General features: G+C 46.0%; 20 protein-coding genes. 8 read left to right on the top strand and 12 right to left on the bottom strand.

What is annotated here, in order from left to right:
- Nucleotides 1–68 precede the first annotated feature (68 nt).
- The 7 genes from AACT21_RS05060 (at nucleotide 69) to purF (ending at nucleotide 9,623) form a co-directional block, all read left to right on the top strand.
- Nucleotides 69–3,599, top strand: coding sequence for a FimV/HubP family polar landmark protein (locus AACT21_RS05060; RefSeq protein WP_094164507.1), 3,531 nt, complete (start codon nucleotides 69–71; stop codon nucleotides 3,597–3,599).
- Between the two features lie 170 nt (nucleotides 3,600–3,769).
- Nucleotides 3,770–4,564, top strand: coding sequence for a tRNA pseudouridine(38-40) synthase TruA (gene truA / locus AACT21_RS05055; protein WP_026027499.1), 795 nt, complete (start codon nucleotides 3,770–3,772; stop codon nucleotides 4,562–4,564).
- A gap of 175 nt (nucleotides 4,565–4,739) precedes the next feature.
- Nucleotides 4,740–5,666: an acetyl-CoA carboxylase, carboxyltransferase subunit beta gene (accD, locus tag AACT21_RS05050; RefSeq protein WP_017043471.1), complete on the top strand. Its 927-nt coding sequence runs from the start codon at nucleotides 4,740–4,742 to the stop codon at nucleotides 5,664–5,666.
- 44 nt (nucleotides 5,667–5,710) lie between these two features.
- Nucleotides 5,711–6,976: a bifunctional tetrahydrofolate synthase/dihydrofolate synthase gene (gene folC / locus AACT21_RS05045; protein WP_094164506.1), complete on the top strand. Its 1,266-nt coding sequence runs from the start codon at nucleotides 5,711–5,713 to the stop codon at nucleotides 6,974–6,976.
- Nucleotides 6,977–7,522 (top strand): SPOR domain-containing protein, encoded by a 546-nt coding sequence (locus AACT21_RS05040; RefSeq protein WP_013857291.1) that lies wholly within the window; start codon nucleotides 6,977–6,979, stop codon nucleotides 7,520–7,522.
- A gap of 61 nt (nucleotides 7,523–7,583) precedes the next feature.
- Nucleotides 7,584–8,075 carry a CvpA family protein gene (locus AACT21_RS05035; protein WP_013857290.1) on the top strand — a complete coding sequence of 164 codons (492 nt, stop codon included), beginning with the start codon at nucleotides 7,584–7,586 and terminating at the stop codon, nucleotides 8,073–8,075.
- A gap of 33 nt (nucleotides 8,076–8,108) precedes the next feature.
- Entirely contained in the window at nucleotides 8,109–9,623 is a 1,515-nt protein-coding gene (gene purF, locus AACT21_RS05030; RefSeq protein ID WP_013857289.1) for an amidophosphoribosyltransferase, read from the top strand.
- 82 nt (nucleotides 9,624–9,705) lie between these two features.
- Here the strand turns inward: purF and AACT21_RS05025 are convergent, their stop codons facing one another.
- Together AACT21_RS05025 and rnt are read right to left on the bottom strand one after the other, a co-directional pair.
- Entirely contained in the window at nucleotides 9,706–11,031 is a 1,326-nt protein-coding gene (locus AACT21_RS05025; RefSeq protein WP_010318473.1) for a Na+/H+ antiporter family protein, read from the bottom strand.
- 21 nt (nucleotides 11,032–11,052) lie between these two features.
- Nucleotides 11,053–11,712 carry a ribonuclease T gene (rnt, locus tag AACT21_RS05020; RefSeq protein WP_010318472.1) on the bottom strand — a complete coding sequence of 220 codons (660 nt, stop codon included), beginning with the start codon at nucleotides 11,710–11,712 and terminating at the stop codon, nucleotides 11,053–11,055.
- 202 nt (nucleotides 11,713–11,914) lie between these two features.
- Between rnt and motY the strand changes: the two genes are divergently transcribed.
- Nucleotides 11,915–12,796 (top strand): flagellar protein MotY, encoded by an 882-nt coding sequence (motY, locus tag AACT21_RS05015; protein ID WP_013857286.1) that lies wholly within the window; start codon nucleotides 11,915–11,917, stop codon nucleotides 12,794–12,796.
- 107 nt (nucleotides 12,797–12,903) lie between these two features.
- Here the strand turns inward: motY and gloA are convergent, their stop codons facing one another.
- The 10 genes from gloA to fvtA all read right to left on the bottom strand — a co-directional run bounded on the left by gloA (nucleotide 12,904) and on the right by fvtA (nucleotide 23,005).
- A complete protein-coding gene (gloA, locus tag AACT21_RS05010) occupies nucleotides 12,904–13,320 on the bottom strand; it encodes a lactoylglutathione lyase (RefSeq protein ID WP_013857285.1) in 417 nt (138 codons plus the stop codon).
- 168 nt (nucleotides 13,321–13,488) lie between these two features.
- Nucleotides 13,489–14,124 carry an endonuclease III gene (nth, locus tag AACT21_RS05005; RefSeq protein WP_010318469.1) on the bottom strand — a complete coding sequence of 212 codons (636 nt, stop codon included), beginning with the start codon at nucleotides 14,122–14,124 and terminating at the stop codon, nucleotides 13,489–13,491.
- Between the two features lie 27 nt (nucleotides 14,125–14,151).
- The gene (locus AACT21_RS05000) at nucleotides 14,152–14,844 is read right to left on the bottom strand and encodes an electron transport complex subunit E (RefSeq protein ID WP_010318468.1); all 693 of its coding nucleotides are present in this window, start codon (nucleotides 14,842–14,844) and stop codon (nucleotides 14,152–14,154) included.
- Nucleotides 14,837–15,475 carry an electron transport complex subunit RsxG gene (rsxG, locus tag AACT21_RS04995; protein WP_013857283.1) on the bottom strand — a complete coding sequence of 213 codons (639 nt, stop codon included), beginning with the start codon at nucleotides 15,473–15,475 and terminating at the stop codon, nucleotides 14,837–14,839. Before rsxG ends, AACT21_RS05000 begins: the two co-directional genes overlap by 8 nt.
- Nucleotides 15,476–15,483: 8 nt before the next feature.
- Complete coding sequence (gene rsxD, locus AACT21_RS04990) at nucleotides 15,484–16,530, bottom strand: electron transport complex subunit RsxD (protein ID WP_094164505.1); 1,047 nt, start codon at nucleotides 16,528–16,530, stop codon at nucleotides 15,484–15,486.
- Nucleotides 16,530–18,740: an electron transport complex subunit RsxC gene (gene rsxC / locus AACT21_RS04985; RefSeq protein WP_094164504.1), complete on the bottom strand. Its 2,211-nt coding sequence runs from the start codon at nucleotides 18,738–18,740 to the stop codon at nucleotides 16,530–16,532. Before rsxC ends, rsxD begins: the two co-directional genes overlap by 1 nt.
- 8 nt (nucleotides 18,741–18,748) lie before the next feature.
- Nucleotides 18,749–19,336 carry an electron transport complex subunit RsxB gene (rsxB, locus tag AACT21_RS04980; protein ID WP_013857280.1) on the bottom strand — a complete coding sequence of 196 codons (588 nt, stop codon included), beginning with the start codon at nucleotides 19,334–19,336 and terminating at the stop codon, nucleotides 18,749–18,751.
- A 1-nt stretch (nucleotide 19,337) separates the two neighbouring features.
- Nucleotides 19,338–19,919 carry an electron transport complex subunit RsxA gene (gene rsxA / locus AACT21_RS04975; protein ID WP_010318463.1) on the bottom strand — a complete coding sequence of 194 codons (582 nt, stop codon included), beginning with the start codon at nucleotides 19,917–19,919 and terminating at the stop codon, nucleotides 19,338–19,340.
- A 157-nt stretch (nucleotides 19,920–20,076) separates the two neighbouring features.
- Complete coding sequence (locus tag AACT21_RS04970; protein WP_017045634.1) at nucleotides 20,077–20,784, bottom strand: 4'-phosphopantetheinyl transferase family protein; 708 nt, start codon at nucleotides 20,782–20,784, stop codon at nucleotides 20,077–20,079.
- A gap of 139 nt (nucleotides 20,785–20,923) precedes the next feature.
- Nucleotides 20,924–23,005, bottom strand: a complete 2,082-nt coding sequence (gene fvtA, locus AACT21_RS04965; protein ID WP_094131595.1) for a TonB-dependent siderophore vanchrobactin receptor FvtA — start codon at nucleotides 23,003–23,005, stop codon at nucleotides 20,924–20,926.
- Nucleotides 23,006–23,137: the final 132 nt, after the last annotated feature.

The raw sequence follows: 23,137 nt of genomic DNA, 5'->3' as shown, positions 1-23,137 counted from the left end.
CTAGCGTTATCCGATATATTAAACAGATCATCGTATTTATTTATTCCAAGCACATAGCTGAGCCTTATATGCGTCAAATTTTTCAGCGTCTACTGTTGCCGATAGCAATGGTTGCCGTGACTCAGACTTCTATCGTTAGTGCCGAGAGCATTCGCCTGGTTGGGCCGAATGGTGAGATCCAGTCTTCTCCTCAATTTTCAGAAAATCTCACTCAAACTCGTAATCTTCAGCAGGCTAATAGCCAACCATCGACGTTTTTTGGGCCAACCTTAGACAGCGACACTTTGTGGTCTATTGCCACTCGACTACGTCCATCGAATAACGTCACTGTACAACAAACCCTGCTGGCCATTTATCGGCTAAACCCTCAGGCGTTCGAAAATCAAAATATTCACAGTTTGATTCCGGGTAGCAACTTACGTGTTCCATCATTGGCACAGGTAAATAGTGCGCCCACACAAGAAGCGGTCAATATCATGGCTGCGCATCAAGCCAAATTGAATGCTAATACGGCGCAGCCAACAGCGCCTGTTACTGCTGCTTCTACAGCTTTGCCTGAAAAAACAATTGCCTCTACTGCCGCTCAACCAGTTATTGAAAAGACGAAGAGTGAACCTGTGCTAAAAGATATTGGCACACAAGTTGCGAAATCTGATACTGAATTACTGGCGCTTGAAGAGAAAAATCATAAGTTACGTTTGATGCTGGCAGATGTTCAATCCGAAGTCGATGCACTCAAAGGAGAACTCGGTGACGAAAACCGCATTCGCTCTGAAGTTGAAAAGCTACTTGATGAAGAACGTAGAAAAGCATTAGAGGCGCAAAAGCTTGCACCAAGTGCACTTGATCAACTGCTTTCCAACTCTTGGTTGGTCGCCGCTCTCGCCCTTATTCCTGGTCTGTTAATTGGTTTACTGGTTGTGATGTTGCTTGGCCGCCGATCCAAGCCAACGGAGCAGCCTGTTGCCACTCAAGGTAATCAAGAGCCCATAACGCCGATGGCTGTTGGCAGCCTTGAAGATATTGACGATGATTTAATGCTGGATGATGACTTGTTTGGTGAGTCTGATGATAGTGAGAAGTTATTTGGTGACGACATCACACTGGATGATGAAATCGATGACAATGCTGAGCAAGAATCGGACATTTTTGCCGATTTAGACGATACAGATTTAGACTTCAACCTCGAAGGTGAAGATGGCGAAGACCCATTTGCGAGTATCGGCGATGATGGTGATCTTGCTGCGGATTTAGAAGATTTGACCGCTAGCAGTAACGGCATCAGTGTTGGTGCTGACGAAAAAGCTGTCGGTCTCGATGAGATGGCGCGAGCTTTAGACGAAGCGTTATTAGATGAAGATGACGGCGAAACAGAATTTGATTTATCCGATGATGATGATTCCATCTCTGAAGACGACATTGACGCGTTATTGGCTGGAGATGATAAAGCTGAAGATCTCGGAAGCGATACTTTAGATCAATCGCTACTTGACGATTTGTTTGCCGCCAATAGTGATGACGATCATCATGATAGTTTTGACTTTGATTCATTATTGGATGAGTCCGAAGATGATTTCAACTTGGATTCAGAAGAGCCCGAGCTAGCAAAAACCGGCGGTAACTTCGATTTAAAAGAAGCAGAGCTAGCGTCGGATAGTGAACTTGATGATCTATTCGCAACGATTGAAGCGCAATCTGACCTCACCTCAATAGAAACTGATTCCTCCACTGAAACAGCGCTGCTGGATGAATTATTAGAAGAGCAAGATGAAGATGTCCTAGCAATTGATAGTGACAGTGTCGAACTGCTCGATGAGCTACTCGGTGATGATGAAGAGAGCGAGACAGACTTATCGGAAAGCACCGACTTACTTGAAGAACTTGTGCAGCCCGATAAAGACATCGCTTCGAGCGAAGAAGATATTGATGATGTTGACTTCACTGGTGATCAAACTCTGTATGAGTTATTGGGTGAAGAAACTACGGAATCCGACATTGAAACCGAGCTGGATGAGAATAGTACAGAGCTATTGGACGAACTATTTACTGACAATGGTTCTGAATCACTTGAGTTTGAAAAGGCAGACCAAGAGCAAGAAGGTGCTGAAGATAAGGATAGTCTCGCTGAAGAAGATGGTACGGCATTATTTGAAGAGTTGCTGGAAATCGAGCAGCATGCTCAGAATATCGAAGAGGCCGAACAGCAAAATAGCGAGTTGTTGGATAATGAAAACGATAGCGTTGAAGATTCCGAGTTTAACAGCGACATCTTCATTGACGATCTGCTAAGTGCCGCTCCTGAAAAAGATCCTCTACTGGATGATGAACAGATGGGAGTGGTTGATGGCGACATTGATGAAGAATTTATCGACGACTCATTTGATTTTAACCCAGAAATTGAAGGGGCAAGTTATCCGGATCTGAAGCCGAATGAGGAGCAACCTCTAAGCAGCTCGACATCCCCGGAAAAAATAGAACCCGCACAGGTTAGCAAACCAGAAGTCAGCCCTAACGAATTTGGAGTTCCACAAGATGAAGACTGGGACATTGGTGAGCTAGAAGACGAAGAACCAAGCCAAGCTGATGTTGAGCCGCTTCAAACTAATTCAGCAGAATCATCGGCAAAGGACCATGTTGAGGAGCTCCACGATGACAAGTTAGTGGAGTTCGAAGAAGAAGATCTCCTTGCTTCCTTTAATGAGCCATCGCTAGAAGAACAGTCACAGAGCGAGCTTTCCGAAGTCCAACTGCCAGAGCAGTCAGAAGAAGACGCGCTGGCGGATGCGATAGCCGAGCCTCAAGAAGCGGCGTCAGAGCCTGTTGCTCAAGAAAGTTTTGAAGCGATTGACGAGCAATCCTTACCTGAATTCGGTGAAGAAGATGCACTTGCTTCAATTAACGAACCAGCACTAGAAACAGTTCAACAGCCGCTTTTAGAAGATGATGACGCAGACCAATTGCAGAGTGTTTCAAAACAGGAGTTCGATGAGAAAGCCTTAAAAGATTGGCTAGATGAGGAAAGTGTATCTTCTGCGCCATTCTCTTTTGATCGACCATTAGATGCTCGTACCATTGATAGTGCTGGTATGAATATTGATGCAATGTTAGAGGTAGGCGGTGAAGATTGGAACGGTTTTAATTTAACGCCAGATCAACAAGCTTCCATCCCAGATGACGTGCCTGAAGAAGAGCTTGCCGTTTGGAACGATGAGATCCAAACCGACGAGCCTCAAATTCTTGATGAAAACTGGGGAATTCAAGATGAACTCGATGATTTTGAAGCCCAAAAGAGCCAGTACATGACCATCGATGAGCTAATGGCTCAAGTTGAGGGTGAAGAGGGGATCAGCCCTGAAGATGAAGAACTCAAGTTAGATGTTGGTTTAAGTGAATTTCCGGATGTGATTGGTGACATTGGTGATATCGATGTAGACAATAACTCTGAGGCGGCGGGTAAGCTTGACCTCGCCAAAATTTACATCGAGATGAACGATGATAAAGGGGCGATAAAACTGTTAGAGGAAGCCATTGTTGATGGTAGTGATGATATCCGACGAGAAGCGAAATCCTTGATTGACAGCATTAATCGCCGAGCTTAAAAACAAACGAGGCCGTGAATATACGGCCTCGTTGTTATTGAATAGCCTTTTCTGACTTGCAGATGACCTGAACTTCACATTGAAAGTTGTCGGGGTAGATGGCTTGTCGATTAGAATTTTTTTTTGATTGCGATTATACTGCCCGACCCATTTTCAAAGAGAATCAGATGATGAGAATCGCTTTAGGTATTGAGTACAATGGTTCTCAATACTATGGTTGGCAGCGACAACGTGACGTTAAAAGTGTCCAAGAAGAATTAGAAAAAGCACTCACAGTTGTGGCGAACCATCCGGTTGAAGTATTGTGTGCGGGGCGCACCGATGCAGGGGTTCACGGCACAGGGCAGGTGATACATTTTGATACTACGGCTTGCCGAAAAATGGTCGCTTGGACAATGGGTGTCAATGCTCATTTACCAAAAGATATCGCTGTTCGTTGGGCAACTGAGGTTTCAAGCGATTTTCACGCTCGCTTTTCGGCTACAGCACGCCGTTATCGCTACATCATTTATAATCATGCTTATCGCCCTGGCATATTATCTTCAGGTGTCAGTCATTATCATGGCGATTTAGACGTTGAGAAAATGCAGCAAGCAGGGCAGCTTTTATTGGGCGAAAATGATTTCACCTCTTTTCGCGCTGTGCATTGTCAATCGAATAGTCCTTGGCGAAACGTCATGCATTTGAATGTGACTCGGCATGGCAACTATGTCGTTATCGACATTAAAGCAAATGCTTTTGTCCATCATATGGTGCGAAATATTACCGGTAGCCTCATCGTTGTCGGCCGTGGTGAGCAGCCTCCCGAATGGATAAAATGGTTGCTTGAAGCCAAAGATAGAAAACTGGCGGGTGCAACAGCCAAAGCTGAAGGATTATATTTGGTTGCTGTTGATTATCCAGAAGAATTTTCTTTACCAAAAGAGTCGCTTGGGCCGCTATTTTTAGCTGATAATTTGAACTAATAACGCGTAAAGTGTCCAAAACAGAGTCGTGACGTGTGTGGAAATGATAGCCAGAAAATAGGTACAACCAGTTTTTTGTCTACACTAAGCATTTTATATGTTTTAATCCTCACGCATAAATCCCAAATTTGTATCTTTCGCAATCACGCGAGAGAGTTAAGAGTAAAGGTCTTCCATGAGTTGGCTTGAAAAGATTTTAGAAAAAAGCAATATCGTAACTTCGCGTAAAGCATCCATCCCTGAAGGGGTTTGGACTAAATGTACTTCTTGTGAGCAAGTGTTATATCACGCTGAGCTTGAGCGTAACTTGGAAGTGTGTCCTAAATGTGATCATCACATGCGCATGAAAGCACGTCGCCGCTTAGAGACTTTTCTTGATGAACAGAATCGTGTCGAGATTGGTGACGAGTTAGAGCCGCAAGATAAACTCAAGTTTAAAGACTCAAAACGTTATAAAGAACGCCTTTCAGCCGCTCAAAAAAGCAGTGGTGAGAAAGACGCTCTTGTGGTGATGCAAGGCGAACTATTGGGTATGCCTTTGGTTGCTTGTGCTTTTGAGTTTTCTTTCATGGGTGGTTCAATGGGGTCTGTAGTTGGTGCGCGTTTCGTACGAGCTGTTGATGCCGCTATAGAAAACAACTGTGGTTTGGTCTGCTTTTCTGCCAGTGGCGGCGCGCGTATGCAAGAAGCGTTAATGTCATTGATGCAGATGGCAAAAACCAGTGCGGCGCTTGAACGTTTATCAAGCAAAGGCTTACCTTATATCTCAGTGATGACGGACCCGACCATGGGTGGCGTATCGGCAAGTTTAGCGATGCTTGGTGACATCAATATTGGTGAACCTAAAGCACTGATTGGTTTTGCAGGTCGTCGAGTTATCGAACAAACGGTACGTGAAGATCTACCTGAAGGTTTCCAACGCAGCGAATTCCTAATTGAGCATGGTGCGATTGATATGATTGTCGATCGCCGTGAAATGCGTCAACGCGTAGGTGGATTGATCGCTAAATTGACCAATCACAGCTCACCATTGGTCGTTTCTGTTGACGATTCACCGACTGAACCTGATTACGCTGTACCAGAAGCGCACGAAAAAGGGTAAAGTAGGCACTAACACACTAACTGCTTAATGGTTATAAACGTTAGATGACTCAAAACCTTATCCCACAAGCCACATCCTCTCTTGCGATGTGGCTTGATTATTTAGCGAATATTCATACCTCCGCTATCGACCTTGGCTTGGATCGTGTTCAAGCTGTGGCTCAAAAAGCGAATCTTATTAAACCTGCACCTACCGTAATTACCGTGGCTGGAACGAATGGCAAAGGCTCGACCTGTGCATTAATGGAAGCCATTTTATTGGATGCAGGTTATCGCGTGGGCGTTTATAGCTCACCTCATCTTATCCGTTATAACGAACGCGTGCGTATTAATGCGCTTGAGCTCAGCGATGAACAGCATACGCAAGCCTTCGCTTTTGTTGAAGCGCAACGGGGTGACATCAGTTTAAGCCTATTTGAGTTCGGTACATTGGCGGCGCTGCGTTTATTTCAAACGCAAGCGGTGGATGTCATTTTATTGGAAGTTGGGCTAGGTGGCCGACTTGATGCGACCAATATCGTGGATCACGATGTTTCTGTGATCACCAGCTTGGCGATTGATCACGTGGATTGGCTCGGCGATGACATCAATGTTATTGGCTATGAGAAAGCGGGGATTTATCGCGCAGGTAAACCCGCTATTTGCGGCCAGCCTAAGCCACCACCAACGGTTGCAGCGCATGCCGATGATATTGGTGCGGAGATGTACCAAGTCGGTATTCAGTTTTCCTATGAACTTGCCTCTGAAACAACGTGGAATTGGCGAAGTGGTCCATTTGAGTTATCTGATTTACCGCTCCCTCGCTTGCCCTTGCCTAATGCGGCTACGGCATTAATGGCACTCGGCTGCTCCGGTTTGGCTGTGAGTGATGTCAATATCGTCAATGGGCTTAGCAACGCAACACTTGCTGGGCGGATGCAAAAAATCAGTGATAGCCCAGAAATCATTCTTGATGTTGCACATAATCCCCATTCGGCCGAATATTTGGTGGCGCAGCTCAAACAGCGTTACGCACACAAAAAGGTCCATGTGGTGATTGGCATGCTGCATGATAAAGATGTGAAGGCCACGCTTCATCAACTGAAATCAATCGCTAACGTTTGGTATCCTGCTTCATTAAGTGGCCCTAGAGCCGCGCAAGCGAATGAACTGTGTCAGTACCTTGAGCCTGGCGTTAAACCGTTTGCTAGCCCAGTCAGCGCTTTTGAAGCCGCGATGACACAAGCCGATAGCAATGATGTCATTATCGTGGTTGGGTCGTTTCATACTGTGGGTGAAGTATTAGAGCACTGGCAGAACAAAGGAGTATAAATGGCAAGTAAGTTTCAGAGCCGCTTGGTAGGAACAATTATATTGGTGGCGATAGGGGTGATAGTGTTACCTGATGTATTGGATGGCAAAAAGACCCACTACAAAGAAGATATCGCCAGCATCCCAATTAAGCCCGAATTAGACAGCGACGTAGAGAAGTTTGAAATTCTCGACCCCGTTGAAGATCAAGTCGCGTTGCCCGATTCGCCTGTGGAAGTGATCGCACAAACTAACCAGAGCGACGCAGCAACGCAGAGCAAGCCACTCACTGTGAAAGTGAAAGAAACGGCGGAAAGAAATGATTACCAAGATAGTGCTTGGCTCATTCAGTTGATGGCATTAAAGAATGCCGAAAATGCAAAAACCGTGGTTAAAGATCTGCAAAAACGGGGTTATCAAGCTCATACTAAGCAAGAAAATGGCTTCACTCGGATCATTATTGGCCCAGATGTTTCCAAAACCAAGCTTGAGCGTCAACTCTTAGAACTGGAAAAAATTACCGGTGCAAAAGGTCAATTGCTCAAATTTAAACCACTAAACCCATAAGAAAACGTTTGCGTCGTGTTTTTTTCTGTTAAAATGCGCGCCAACTTAAGATGTAGAACTCATGAATTGGTTAGATATTGTCATTTTAAGTGTGATCGGCCTATCGGCATTGATCAGTTTAGTCCGTGGCTTTGCTAAAGAAGCGTTGTCATTAGTGATATGGTTCGGTGCATTTTTTATTGCCAGCCAATACTACGCAAAACTTGCGGTGTATTTTTCAAATATCAAAGATGACATGTTTCGTAATGGCGCGGCCATCGCAGCACTGTTTGTTGCAACACTCATTGTCGGAGCGATCATTAACTATGTGATTGCTCAATTGGTACAAAAAACGGGCCTATCTGGAACTGATCGGGTACTGGGCATTGTTTTTGGAGCATTGCGTGGTGTGTTGATTGTTTCAGCTGCCTTGTTTTTTATGGATGCGTTTACCGCATTTCCAAATTCAGAGTGGTGGAAGAGCTCGCAATTGGTACCGGAATTTAGCCGTATCATTGCGCCGTTCTTTGAACACTTACAAGCAACATCAAGTTTTCTCTCTGGCGCGATTTAGCGCCAGTTACTGTCGCAAATCGAGGATCAGGACATGTGTGGTATTGTTGGAATCGTGGGTACAACGCTGGTAAACCAGTCAATTTATGACGCGTTAACGGTATTGCAGCATCGTGGCCAAGATGCCGCTGGTATTTGTACCATAGAAAGCAATCGTTTCCGTCTGCGTAAGGCGAACGGTTTAGTGAAAGATGTCTTTGAAGCAAAACACATGCAGCGTCTTCAAGGAACGGTGGGTATTGGACATGTGCGTTATCCTACTGCGGGTAGTTCGAGTGCCTCAGAAGCTCAACCTTTCTACGTTAACTCCCCGTTCGGTATCACGCTTGCTCATAACGGCAACCTCACCAATGCCAACGAAGTACGCCAGAAGTTGTTTGAAAAAGATCGTCGCCATATCAATACCACTTCAGATTCCGAAGTGCTGCTTAACGTCTTGGCGCATGAAATTGATACAGTCAGAGGCAATGTAACCGCAGAAGATGTGTTTCGCGCTGTCGCTAATGTACATCGCACCATTCGCGGTGCTTATGCTGTTGTCGCGATGATCATTGGGCATGGGATGATCGCGTTTCGTGACCCGCATGGTATTCGTCCTATCTGTTTAGGTAAACGTGAAGTCGATGGCCGTACTGAATATATGGCCGCTTCGGAGTCGGTGGCGCTAGATGCTGTCGGCTTTGATTTTGTGCGTGACCTTGCCCCCGGGGAAGCGGTGTATGCGACCTTTGATGGCCAGCTATTTACTAAACAATGTGCCGATAATCCAACACTTAACCCATGCATTTTTGAATTTGTCTACTTCGCCCGCCCAGATTCGTTTATCGACAAAATTTCGGTTTACAGCGCGCGCGTAGAAATGGGTAAAAAGTTGGGTGAGCGCATCAAGAACGAATTTGCTGACTTAGATATTGATGTCGTGATCCCCATTCCTGAGACTTCGTGTGATATCGCATTGCAAATTGCACAAGCGATTGATATTCCATATCGCCAGGGTTTTGTCAAAAACCGCTACGTTGGCCGCACATTTATTATGCCGGGCCAGCAACAGCGTAAAAAGTCAGTGCGACGTAAACTCAATGCGATTCGTTCTGAATTTAAGGGCAAAAACGTGTTGCTAGTGGATGACTCGATAGTGCGTGGAACTACGTCAGAGCAAATTATTGAGATGGCTCGTGATTCTGGTGCAAACAAGGTGTACATGGTGTCAGCCGCGCCTGAGATCCGTTTCCCTAACGTCTATGGCATTGATATGCCAAGTGCTAACGAGTTGATTGCTCATGGTCGAGATGCCGATGAAATTGCGCAGCGAATTGGTGCCGATGCTCTGATTTTCCAAAATCTGGAAGATTTAGTGGATGCCGTCGGTATGGGTAACCGCGATATTGCAAAATTTGAAGCGTCGGTATTTAACGGCGAATATGTCACGGGCGATATTGATCAGCAGTATCTTGATTTTCTTGAATCGATGCGCAGCGACGATGCAAAAACGGTTCGAGAAATCCAGCAAGATCTCGCCAACCTGGAGATTCATAACGAAGGCGCGTAATCGAGCGCATCTCTCCAAATAGGCTGCAAAGAAAAAGGCTTCCATCTAGGAAGCCTTTTTTGTGCTCGTTAACAGGGTTTGACTAAAGGATCATTGCCGCAATCCAGCCAAACACAATCAGTGGAATATTATAATGGATGAAGGTTGGAACCACCGTTTCCCAAATATGTTCGTGTTGGCCATCCGCATTTAGGCCTGACGTTGGCCCTAAGGTGGAATCTGACGCTGGAGAGCCTGCATCGCCCAACGCAGCAGCGGTACCCACTAGCGCAATGGTCGCCATAGGCGAAAAGCCAAAGGCGAGGGCAAGGGGCACGTAAATGGTTGCGATGATTGGAATCGTTGAGAAGGATGAACCAATGCCCATAGTGACCAACAAACCGACGATCAGCATTAATAAAGCGGATAAAGCTTTATTGTCACCAATGCTTACTGATAAGGCTTCGACGAGCGACTCAACGCCACCGGTGGCTTTCATCACGGCGGCAAATCCGGCCGCTGAAATCATAATAAAGCCAATCATGGCCATCATATGTACACCTTTGGTGAACACATCGTGCGTCTCTTTCCACGCAATCACCCCACCAAAAGTGAAGACCATAAAACCAGCCAGTGCGCCGATGATCATTGAACCTGTGGACAGTTGCACGGCAAGTGCCGTGATAATACCGAGTGCGGCAATCAAAATATGCTTTTTGTTGATCGCTTTTGGTTCGGTATTAATGACAGTATGTTCCGTCTCTTGATACTGGCGAGGTTTACGATAGGTAAAGAAAATGGCGACCAGTAAGCCAAAAATCATCCCAGCGGCGGGTAGCAGCATTGCTATTGGCACTTGGCTTGCCGTTACGTTTTCAAGGCCATTATCGCGTAAATTCTTGAGTAAGATGTTATTGAGGAAAATCCCACCAAAGCCGACAGGCAAGACCATATAGGGCGTGATAAGGCCAAAAGTGAGCACGCAAGCAATCAGCCTGCGGTCAAGCTTCAGCTTGGCAAAGACGCCCAATAGCGGTGGAATTAAAATCGGAATAAAGGCGATATGGACAGGAATGATATTTTGCGATGACATGGTAACTAGAACCAGCGCGACCAGAACTGCATACTTCAAACCTGTGGTGGCCGCACCATGCTCTTTGCCATGGATACGCTTAATCACGTTTTGCGCCAGTAAGTCAGTAATACCAGATTTAGAAATCGCGACGGCAAAGGTGCCTAGCATCGCATAACTTAGTGCGATGGTTGCACCGCCGCCTAAGCCACTTTCAAATGCAGAAACAGCGTCATTTAAACTCATCCCTGCAACTAAACCACCGACGATCGCACTAAATGTCAGTGCGACGACGACATTGACCCGCATCAGCGCAAGAAGCAGCATGATGCATACAGAAATTACTACAGGATTCATATATTTCTCGGTTAGTTGTGTTTACTTGTTATTGTTTTCTGAAGGTTCAACAAGTGGCCATCCGCCAAGGGCCTTCCATTTGTTGACGATACCGCAAAAAAGTTCGGCTGTTTTTTGCGTATCGTATAGCGCTGAATGCGCTTCTCTATTGTCAAATTCCATCCCAGCGGATTTGCACGCTTTGGCCAAAACGGTTTGCCCATAGGCTAAACCACTTAGCGCAGCGGTATCAAAAGTCGCAAAAGGGTGGAAAGGGACTCGTTTTAGCTTGCAGCGTTCACTGGCTGCCATCACGAAATTTAAGTCAAAGGTAGCATTGTGCGCCACCATGATCGCGCGGCTACAGTCATTGTCGCGTTGCTCTTTTCGGACTAGCTTATAAATTTCTCTGAGTGCTTCGGCTTCGCTGACGGCACCGCGTAATGGGCTAAATGGGTCACGAATGCCATTAAACTCAAGCGCCTCTTTTTCAAGGTTGGCACCTTCAAAAGGCTCAACATGAAAGTGAATCGTCGATGCTGGGTGCAGATCACCTTGTTCATCCATACGCAACGTAATCGCGCAGATTTCTAATAGTGCATCGGTCTTTGCATTGAAACCGGCTGTTTCGACGTCGATGACGACGGGAAAATAACCGCGGAAACGCTTTTTCAGTGTCAATGCTTCATTTACTTCAGTCATGCTAGCTCTTGGTTGTGTGACAGGGCTGGCATTATTACAGATTCTTTCTACGATAAAAACCAAACACGTTAATAAATGCAGGTTTCACTATGCGTTGGATAGTGCGGTGATGTGGCTAGATTTTTGCATTAACTTAGTCAATAGAAAGCGAAGCGGCAATTTTCCGCCATCGTTGTAGTATCGCTCGGAGAATAAAATCGTTATGAATAAATGGGTTACTGCCACTATTGTGATGACCAGCATACTGACATCCTTTGCCCCTATGGCGATGGATAAGCGTTATGTGGCAACACCACAGCAGTCTACGTGGCAGATGGTGACGAATACCCCTTTAGAGTGCCGTTTGGTCCATCCGATCCCCAATTACGGTGACGCTGAATTCTCTTCACGTGCGAATAAGAAGATTAACCTCGATTTCGAACTCAAAATGCGTCGTCCAATGGGCGAAACTCGCAATGTAAGTTTAGTGTCATTACCACCGAGTTGGCGTCCGGGTGAGAGTGCAGACCGTATTACCAATTTGCAATTCTTCAAACAGTTCGATGGTTACATCGGTGGTCAAACCGCTTGGAGCCTACTCAGTGAATTGGAAAAAGGACGCTATCCAACCTTTAGCTACCAAGATTGGCAAAGCCGAGATCAGCGCATTGAAGTCGCTCTCTCGTCGGTTCTTTTTCAAGAGAAGTACAACGTGTTTAGCGATTGTGTGAGTAATTTGCTGACGTACAGTTTTGAAGATATCTCATTTACGATTCTGCATTACGACCGCGATAATGTGCAACTCAATAAAGCTTCGCAAAAACGACTTGCGCAAATTGCCGACTATATTCGCTATAACCAAGATATTGATTTGGTGTTGGTTTCTACCTATACCGACTCTGTTGATAGTCGAGGAGTGAGCCAGGATCTTTCTGAGCGTAGGGCTGAGGTATTAAGAGATTACTTTAAATCACTGGGGTTACCTGAGGATCGCATTCAAGTGCAAGGCTATGGTAAACGTAGGCCGATTGCCGACAACGCATCACCCATTGGCAAAGATAAAAACCGTCGCGTGGTTATTTCACTGGGTCGAACAATTATCTAATAACGTTAGAGTAAAAAAGCAGCCCATTTCAAAGGCTGCTTTTTGTGATGTTATCCGGGAAACCTTACGCATCTAGTTTATATAACTAGCCGATGCCGCAAAGAGGCTTATCCTTCTAAACCTGCTGATGCTTGTTTGTTTTGGATAAGTTCAATCATGTAACCATCAGGATCTTTCACAAAAGCGATATGCGTGGTACCGCCTTTTACTGGGCCTGCTTCACGGGTCACATTACCTCCAGCCGCTTTAATCGCGTCACAGGTGGTATACACATCTTCAACACCAATGGCGATGTGGCCAAAAGCATTACCTAGGTCATAGCTTGTGGTGCCCCAGTTATAGGTCAGTTCGATCACCGCCCCCTGAGATTCATCGCCATAACCCAGAAATGCCAATGTGTATTTGTATTCTGTATTTTCATTAGTACGAAGCAGTTGCATACCCATGACCTTGGTGTAAAACGCGATCGATTTTTCTAAATCGCCTACGCGTAGCATGGTGTGCAAAATACGACTATTTGACATGTTGAGCTCCTAACTTTCTGATGAAATATCTATCTCCACCCGACCACTGTGGCGATGATGTTGGCTTACGTTCACCCACTCCAATCACAGAGTTTATCTATGTTCAAAGGAATTCGTTTACTTACTGCCTACTTGCAGAGTTGAGTCTTTTGGGGATCTGGTTAAATTTTATAGGTCAGTTTTATCAGAGAATTCGCAAAGATCTTCAATGATACAACTGCCACAACGCGGCTTTCTTGCGACACAGGTGTAGCGACCATGTAAGATCAACCAGTGATGAACATCAACTTTGAATTCTTTAGGGACGACTTTGAGCAGTTTTTGTTCCACTTCATCAACGTTTTTACCCACCGCAAACTTGGTTCTATTTGAAACACGGAAAATATGCGTGTCAACGGCGATGGTTGGCCACCCGAAAGCGGTGTTCAATACCACATTGGCCGTTTTTCTGCCAACGCCGGGCAGCGATTCTAATGCTTCACGGCTTTCTGGCACTTCTCCTGCGTATTGATCCAATAAGATGCGGCAAGTTTTGATAACGTTTTCTGCTTTGGAATTGAATAAACCAATGGTTTTGATGTATTGCTTTAGCCCATCAACGCCAAGCTCAAAGATGGCTTGTGGCGTATTAGCAATAGGGTAAAGTTTGTCAGTGGCCTTATTAACGCTGACGTCAGTCGCTTGAGCGGAAAGCAGTACTGAGATCAGTAACTCAAACGGTGTGCTCCATTTCAGCTCGGTTTCTGGCTTCGGGTTATTGGCCCGTAAGCGCTCGAGGATCTCGACTCGTTTGACATTATTCATCGTTTGGAAAACTTCCTTATGATTTCGCTAAGCGTTGGTGACGCGTGCTCGTTCTATGACGGGCTTTTGCTCTTTAGGTTGGCGAGCAGCCAGATTTTTATCGATGATATTTTTAGCTGCAATCAAAAAGCCAACACCAATAAACGCTCCAGGCGGTAAGAGCGCAAGCAAGAAGCTGTTGTCAAAATGGAAGACCTCAATGCGTAAAATGGTTGCCCAATGACCCAGTAATAAATCAGCACCATCAAACAGTGTGCCATTGCCAATTACTTCACGCAGTGCGCCCAAAATGACCAGAATAGTGGTCATTCCCATGCCCATCCAAAATCCATCTTGTGCTGAAGGCAACACTGCATTTTTTGAGGCAAATGCTTCGGCGCGACCGATGATGATACAGTTGGTCACAATCAGAGGAATGAAGATCCCTAGCGATAGGTACAGGCCGTAAGCGTAGGCATTCATTAACAGTTGTACGCAAGTTACTAGTGCGGCGATGATCATCACAAACACAGGAATACGGACTTCTTTGGGGACATAATCTCGTACTAATGAGATGGTGACATTTGAACAGACGAGAACCAGCAATGTCGCAACGCCTAAACCTAGCGCATTAGTGACAGTGGAAGAAACCGCTAGTAAAGGGCACAGTCCAAGTTGTTGAACGAGCGCAGGGTTGTTGCTCCACATCCCGTTTTTAATCAGTGTCTTATGATCACTCATTGCTGGCTCCTTTACAGTCAAAAGGTTGTGCTAATAGTGCTTCTCGATGTTGATTCACAAACTGAGCGGTATTTTTCACCGCTTTGACGACGGCTCGCGGCGTAATCGTCGCTCCAGTAAACTGATCAAATTGTCCCCCATCTTTGCGCACTTTCCAAGTCTCGATATTTTGCTCAGTGACTTGCTTGCCAGTAAAGCTCAATATCCAATCAGTGACGCGTAAATCTATTTTGTCACCTAACCCCGGTGTTTCTTGATGAGACAGAACGCGAGTCCCTGTGATGGTGCCATCATGCTTGATGCCAATAATTACCTTGATCGCGCCGTTATAGCCATCAGGTGCGATGGCTTCAATAGCCAGTCCACTCGGTTCACCGTTTTGTGTGGCAATATAAGCGTGCATAGGTTGGTCTGTACCAAGTGCAGGATCAGTCACCAGTGTACAGGATTTGTACAGTTCGTTGTCGTGCAAACTGTGCGGGATCACTTGGTTTAAAATCGATTGCAGTTGAATCTGCTCTTGCTTGGTTATTTGATCTTTTGTTAGGTATTGAGTTAACGCTACAACACCTGTTGAAGCACAGGCAAAGATAGCGAGAATCAAACCGTTATTGCGAATGGCGGTTAACATAGCGCTCCTTAATGCCCGTAGGTTCGAGGTTTAGTGTAGTAATCAATCAGTGGGACACACATGTTGGCAAGTAATACAGCGAAGGCTACCCCGTCAGGGAAGCCTCCCCAACTGCGGATAATGAAAATCATCACGCCAATAAATGCGCCGTAAATTAAGCGACCTTTGACGGTTGTGGAAGCGGTGACTGGATCGGTTGCGATGAAAAAAGCGCCGAGCATAGTCGCGCCCGAGAGCAAATGAAACAAGGGTGAGGCGGTTGCTCCCGGTTCAATAAGCGCAGTGAAAGCACTTGCCATTACTAAACCACACAGCACCGCAATCGGGATATGCCAGTTGATCACACGTAGTTTGATCAATAATAAGCCGCCAGCTAAATAGGCAAGGTTAACCCATTCCCAGCCAAGCCCAGCTAACCCACTAAATTGAGGCTGGCTCATCGCTTCATGCAGAGTCTCACCATTATGTAATCCGGTTTTTACGGCGTCCAATGGGGTGGCCATAGTGACACCATCGATACCCGTTCGGATTTGTTGTAGTGATAAACCTTCTACGTTGAAGCCACTGAAAATAAGTGAAAATGCATCACTAAACGAGCTGGGATCCGGGGCTAATTCCGTTGGAGCAATCCAACTGGTCATCTGCACAGGGAAAGAGATAAGCAAAACCACATAAGCAATCATGGCGGGGTTGAATGGGTTTTGTCCTAGTCCGCCGTATAAGTGTTTTGCAATAATTATGGCAAAAATAAGGCCAATAAAGATAACCCACCAAGGGGACATCGGAGGAATGGCAATGGCCAGAAGCCAAGCCGTGACCACGGCGCTGTAATCTTTGATTGCCAACAGTGGTGAGCGCTTACGCAGTAGCATAACGGCAGATTCAAAAGCCAAAGCGATGATGATAGCGAGCATCAGTTGAATGAGAGTACCCCAACCAAAGAAGTAGCTCTGCGCGATAAGCCCCGGTAAGGCGCACAAGGCGACCCACTTCATCAGCTCTGATGTGCTGCGCTTGCTGTGTGCATGGGGGGAGCTGGCAATAAAAAAGGCCACTAATTATTCTCCTCAGAATTATGATTGTTTTTCGCTTGTGCCGTTTGCTGCTCTGCCTTGCGTGCTTTGGCGCGGGCAATGGCGGCAGCAACTGCCGCTTTTTTGGCATCCTCAGATTGAGTAGGCGCAGGTTCAAGCGTTGGCTGGGGCTCACTCGGAGCCGTTTGCTGCTCTGCCTTGCGCGCTTTTGCGCGAGCAATGGCGGCAGCGACTGCCGCTTTTTTGGCATCCTCAGGTTGAGTTGGTGCAGGTTCAAGCGTTGGCTGAGGCTCACTTGGCGCCGTTTGCTGCTCTGCCTTGCGCGCTTTGGCGCGAGCAATGGCGGCAGCGACTGCCGCTTTTTTGGCATCCTCAGGTTGAGCAGGTGCAGGTTCAAGCGTTGGCTGAGGTTCACTTGGCGCCGTTTGCTGCTCGGCTTTGCGTGCTTTCGCGCGGGCAATGGCAGCAGCGACTGCCGCTTTTTTATCATCACCAGTTTCTGCTGGTGGCGCATCAGCACTGGTTTGCTGCGCTTTTTTCTCGCGAGCTTGACGTTTGCGCTCTTCGCGCAATTTAACCATTTCAGCGTTATCTGGCTCGACTTGACCTGCTTGCAGTGCTTCGGCTTGCTTGGCTTTAGCGCGAGCAATAGCCGCAGCAACGGCGGGTTTTACGGTGCTTGGGTTGTTTTCTGTTTGTGCTTTTTGCGCTTGAACGCGAGCAATGGCCGCTGCAATCGCATCGTCGCCGCCTGTGTGTTTCATCTCTTGACGACGTTCATCGGCTGCTTTTTTGAAACGATTCTCGCGATCGGCTTTATCGCGTTCTAAACGTGCTTTTTTCTCTTCGAAACGCACTCTGGCGCGTTCAGCGGCTTCTGATTCTTGCTGGCGAGTTTTTATCTCGGCCTTGGCTTGACGATAGTATTGCACTAATGGAATTTCACTGGGGCAAACATAAGCACAAGCCCCGCACTCAATGCAATCTTTGAGGTTCAGTTCTTCACACTTATCATATTCTTCCGCTTTCGCGTGCCAGAACAGTTGCTGAGGCAATAAGGAGGCCGGGCAGGCTTCCGCGCACTGACCACAGCGAATGCAGGCCATTTCATGTTGTGAAGAGGCAATCTCTTTACGAGTGGGTGCCAGAATGCAGTTGGTGGTTTTGGTGATCGGAACTTGCGAATGAGGCAGGGTGAACCCCATCATCGGGCCGCCCATGATAAGACGCGGTAATTTTTTATCTGCCTTATAGCCAAATTGTTCGAGTAAATATTGTACGGGTGTGCCTAATAAAACCCAGACATTCCGGGGCTGTTTAAACGTATTGCCCGTTAAGGTGACTACGCGGTTAATCAGGGGTTCGCCATCCATGACGGCGCGTTTAATCGCGTAGATAGAGCCAACATTTTGTACCATCAAGCCAATATCGGCTGGAATTTTACCCGCAGGCACTTCTTGGTTGGTCAGCAATTTAATTAACTGCTTTTCACCACCTGAAGGGTATTTGGTTGGGATCACGCGGATCACGATGTCTTTATGTATTGCGGCGGCTTCTAACGCTTGAATTGCTTCAGGTTTGTTATCTTCAATACCGATGATGGTTAATTTGGGCTTAAGAATGTGCTCTACAATACTGATCCCATCGATGATCTCTGCGGCATGGTGCTGCATGAGTACATCATCGGCCGTGATGTAAGGTTCACATTCGGCGGCGTTGATGATCAAAATATCAGTGCGAGCGAGGCCTGATTGCATTTTTTTTGCAGTAGGAAAACCGGCGCCGCCCAACCCAGAGATGCCAGCTTGACGAATGATTTCAATCAATTGCTCTGGGGAGTGTTGTCGATAATCAGCCAGTGGTGCGCGCACTGCCCACTCATCTTGTTGATCAGGCGTGATGACAATACACATTTCACTTAACCCAGAAGGGTGCGCCGTGGTGCGCGGTTCAATGGCGGTAATGGTGCCAGAGGTTGAAGCGTGTACAGGCAACATGAAGGTTGAGGTGTATTGTGTTAGTGGTTGGCCTTTGAGTACTTTATCGCCAACGCTGACCAATAAATCACCGGCTCGGCCAATATGCTGTTTGAGTGGCAATACAATTTCTTGCGGTATACCGGCATGAGTCAGTGCCGTTTGATTTGATTGCTGTTTATTTTCTGGCGGGTGAATGCCTCCTGGGAAGTTCCAGAGAGTGCCAGCTTTGATTTGTTCTATTAATGACAACATACCAATCCTTAATTCACGCTTTTCTGCGCACGTGAGGCAGAGTCGGTAACATCAACAACAGGAATCGCGTTCATTTGCCACTTCCAAGTATCGGTCGTAGTTTCTACCGGGATCATTTCAATACAGTCCGTTGGGCAGGGAGCAACACACAGATCACAGCCAGTACATTCTGACTTGATCACGGTATGCAGAGCCTTAGTTCCACCAACAATGGCATCTACGGGACAAGCTTGAATGCATTTTGTACAACCGATGCACATATCTTCATGAATGAAGGCAACGGTTTTGACCTTATTATCAAGATCATGCGCAGACTCTTCAGCTTCAACGCCCATTAAGTCAGCCAATTTTTCAATGGTTGCTTGGCCGCCGGGCGGGCATTTATTGATTTTATCGCCATTGGCAATGGCTTGTGCATAAGGGCGACAGCCCGGATAGCCACATTGACCGCATTGTGTCTGCGGTAAAATCGCATCAATCTGATCGACGATAGGATCGGCTTCTACTTTAAAGCGGATAGAGGCAAAACCTAAGATAGCGCCAAACACAGCGGCCAATGCGACAAGTGCAAGAATAGCGATGAGTATTGTGCTCATATTACAACTTCACCAATCCTGTAAAACCCATGAAGGCGAGTGACATAAGACCTGCGGTTATCATAGCAATTGATGCGCCTTTGAAGGGCGTTGGTACGTCGGCTACGCCGATGCGTTCGCGCATGGAAGCAAACAGAATCAATACCAATGAGAATCCAACCGCGGCACCAAAACCATAAATAATGGATTGAATGAAGTTATGATTTTCGTTGATGTTGAGAAGCGCAACCCCAAGTACCGCACAGTTGGTGGTGATAAGAGGAAGGAAAATCCCGAGCAGGCGATATAACGTTGGGCTGGTTTTGTGTACCACCATTTCGGTGAATTGCACCACCACGGCGATCACTAAAATAAAGCTCATGGTGCGTAAGTACTCAATACCTAATGGTTTAAGAACATAGCTTTCTACTAAATACGCACACACTGACGCTAGAGTTAGCACGAAAGTCGTCGCTAACCCCATCCCTATTGCGGTTTCTAGTTTTTTTGATACGCCCATGAAAGGACATAGCCCTAGAAACTTTACCAGTACAAAGTTATTGACCAGTACAGTGCCGATTAATAACAAAAAATATTCGGTCATAGTTATATAAGTCTTAAGTTCCGATCTGGTGATTATCGTGCTTTGCTAAGCGAATAACAACCAAGGAAAGATAAGGTTTTATACCTTTGACGGAATTTTGTACGCTGCTACGCCAGTATTAGGTTGATATGGAGCGTTATAAAGCAGTGTCAGCCGGCTATTTTTTATGTGTCGAAAAATGGGCTTGACTTAAATAACACCAAGTCAGTACATACTCACTGTCAGGCCAATGGTAACCAACGCTGATTGTGCATGACGGGTTTAAAAAAGGATGAAGATCAGTGTGAATCTGAAAAATGAGTCGTTTGGCGTGTTTGTCAACATGGATCAGTTCTACCACGTGAAAATCAAGAACCTGTTCAACCCATGGATAAATGGCTTTATAAATCGATTCCTTCGCGGAAAAAATCAGCGTAATAAAGCTCGCTAATTGGGCAAAGTGATGAGCAAAAATGTGCTCTGCGGGTGTCATTACTTGCTGGCGAATATCACTGAGCCATTCATCTCGTATGAGTTGTTCAATATCAATACCAAGAGCGGCACACGCTTGAGTCTGGTGAGTGGCGGCTGCGATAGCGTAGCCATGGCAATGGGATATTGAGCCTACGATATTTTGCGGCCAAACCGCTTGATTCCCCTTGCCAATCTCTAACGTTAGCGACTGTGATTGATCCAGTTTGGTTAGGCAGTGTTTTGCACACATCCTGCCAGCTAAAAATTCACAATGGCGTTTTAGCACGGCTTGGTTTAAAGAAGAGGGCAGGGAGATCCCTTGCTCTTCAAGTTTATTTTTGTATTCAGGCAGATACTTCACTTCAAGCTGGTGGTATTGGATGAAAGATGGCCAGTTTGGAATGATGAGCATGCTTATTTTACCTATCGAGTGAGTGAACTTGTTCGATGCGTCGCCTGCGTGGTGACGTTTATCTCAGATTGAGTGAAAAATCACTCCCCCAGTCAAAAACAAAGTGTTGATGTCTAGGAGAGTGAGTCAGAGTTATTAACTAGAACTGGTAATCAGCGACTATGCCAAAGGTGCGTGGCCCGCCGACTTCGTAGAGATCACTTTTCTGGCGAATCACGTACTCTTCATCAGTGACGTTTTTCACGTAAGCGCGAATAGTCAAATCGTTGAGAGTGTAACCTGCATTCAGATTCAACACGGTGTAATCGCCAGCCGTTTTACTCTCTGTGTTGGCTAAATCGGTATAGTAATCGGAAACGTGGTTAACACGAGCACCAAAAAATAGACCAGAATCTAAGTGTTGAGTAAAGCCCGCACCTGCAGACAGTTTAGGAGCATAACTGAACTCATTGCCTGAGAGATTGGTAGAGGTACCGGTTGGTCCTTCGCTGATGTCCGTTTTAAGAAGACCGACAAACGCAAACAGGTCGAGCCCAGAATCAAACCAGTAAGAGGCTTCAACTTCCGTACCGTAAGTTTTCCCTTTCGGTATATTGGTGATATAGGTATCGAAGCGTTTTCCGCTGTCACCAGAGACCGAAGTTTGATAATTTTTGTAGTCGTTGTAGAACAGGTTAGCGGTCAGATCCAGCTTGTCATCCAGGAAGCTTGAACGAGAACTTAGCTCGTAGCTCCAGACTTTTTCTTGTTCAAAAACAAAAACTTCTTCTTTGTACTCGTTATAGCCTAATCCACCGGCATTGTAGCCTTTACGGGCCGTAAGACCGAGGGTGGAGTGATCTGAGACATCAAGTAATAGACCAATCTTAGGCAATAGGATGCCGTCATCTTCATCGGCTTTAAAATCGAGTGGTAGGGTAGCGTGATCGAAATCTCGCTTCAGTTCATCTCTTTCATAACGTGCACCTAATAATAGCTGCCAGCGATTATCCAAACGAATTCTTGAATCAAAGTAGATTGAGTTGGTTAAAACTTCATCTTTACGTTTTAATGAGTCTGTTTCGGTGTATTGATCTTTGAAGAAGCTGGCTAGGCCTAGAATCGCATTGTACTTTTCATCAAGTGATTGATATGTAAGCTTTGCTTCTGCGGTGTAGTTATCTTCATCCACATCACCATACCAATTAGTATCAGGATAAGCTTTGAACTTGGTGGTGTAGTTACGATGGGCGACTAAAATATCCGTTGTCAGTTCATCATTAATCACATAATTGACGTCTAGGTTGATATTCCAGCTTTTAGTTTCTTGGCGACGCGTGCCACTTTTGCTATGCAGTTCAAGTGTGCCCGGCTTGGTAACGAAGTTGGTGTATTGCCCCTCTTCATTACGGCTACCAACCGTTAGCTTGGCTGTTAGCTTGTCATTTCCTTGAGGTTTCCACAATAATTTACCACGGACATTATAGGATTCGAGCTCGGAAGGATCCCAAGGGTACTGATCGCCGTTAGGCAGAGAGTAATCGATAGGGGTATTGCCTTTGGTACCTTCGGCGGCAAGACGAAACGCTAAAGTATCTTCAACCAGAGGTGCCGACACGACCCCTGCGAGATGATATTTACTGTCTTCATTTTCATAACCAGCGCGAACTTTACCCTCACGGTGGAACGTTGGATCCTTAGTTTTGATCACAACTGCACCAGCAATACTATTGCGGCCTTGGTTGGTGGATTGCGGCCCTTTATAGACTTCCACTTGTTCTGTATCCCACAGTCCAGCTTTGCCAAACGCTTCTCCAGACCAAGATTCAGACACGCCGTCTACCGTGGTATTGACGCGAGGTGTTGCGCCTGTCATGAAGGTCAGAAAACCTTCGCCAGGGCCACGTCCATCGACCCCACGAATGTGTGGAATGCCCGACGGTGCATTGAGTACGTTTGGTACGCGGTCGAGCAGATCGTAGTAATCTCGGCTTTCACCATCATCCACTTCATCGGTGAATAGGGTGAGCGAACTGGTGTTTTCGGCCAGTGTTCCTCCCAATTTCTCACCTACCACAACCACAGTATCCTGCTTTTTCTGTGGCTCTTTTTTTTCGAGCTGTTCCGCGACAACATTTGCGCTAGTACTAACGCAGAGGATGCCAATCAGTGTGGCGAGTTGAGTCTTATTGATATTTCTGACTGCCTTACCATTACCGTTATTCATATCCATGGGCTTCATGACCTAAAAGTTCCTTAATAGAAAAAATGATGTTGCTGCAACCATTATCGAATCAACTGTTGCTGGTTGTAATGTTAATGATAATTGTTATTATTTGCAATATCATCAATGCAGTTTTATGCTACTTAGTTT

This window comes from Vibrio sp. V08_P9A1T1 (genome assembly GCF_963874405.1).
In the GTDB taxonomy this organism is placed as follows: Bacteria; Pseudomonadota; Gammaproteobacteria; order Enterobacterales; family Vibrionaceae; genus Vibrio; species Vibrio anguillarum.
Note: the sequence above shows the minus strand (reverse complement) of the source record. Positions and strands in the feature narration are given on the sequence as shown.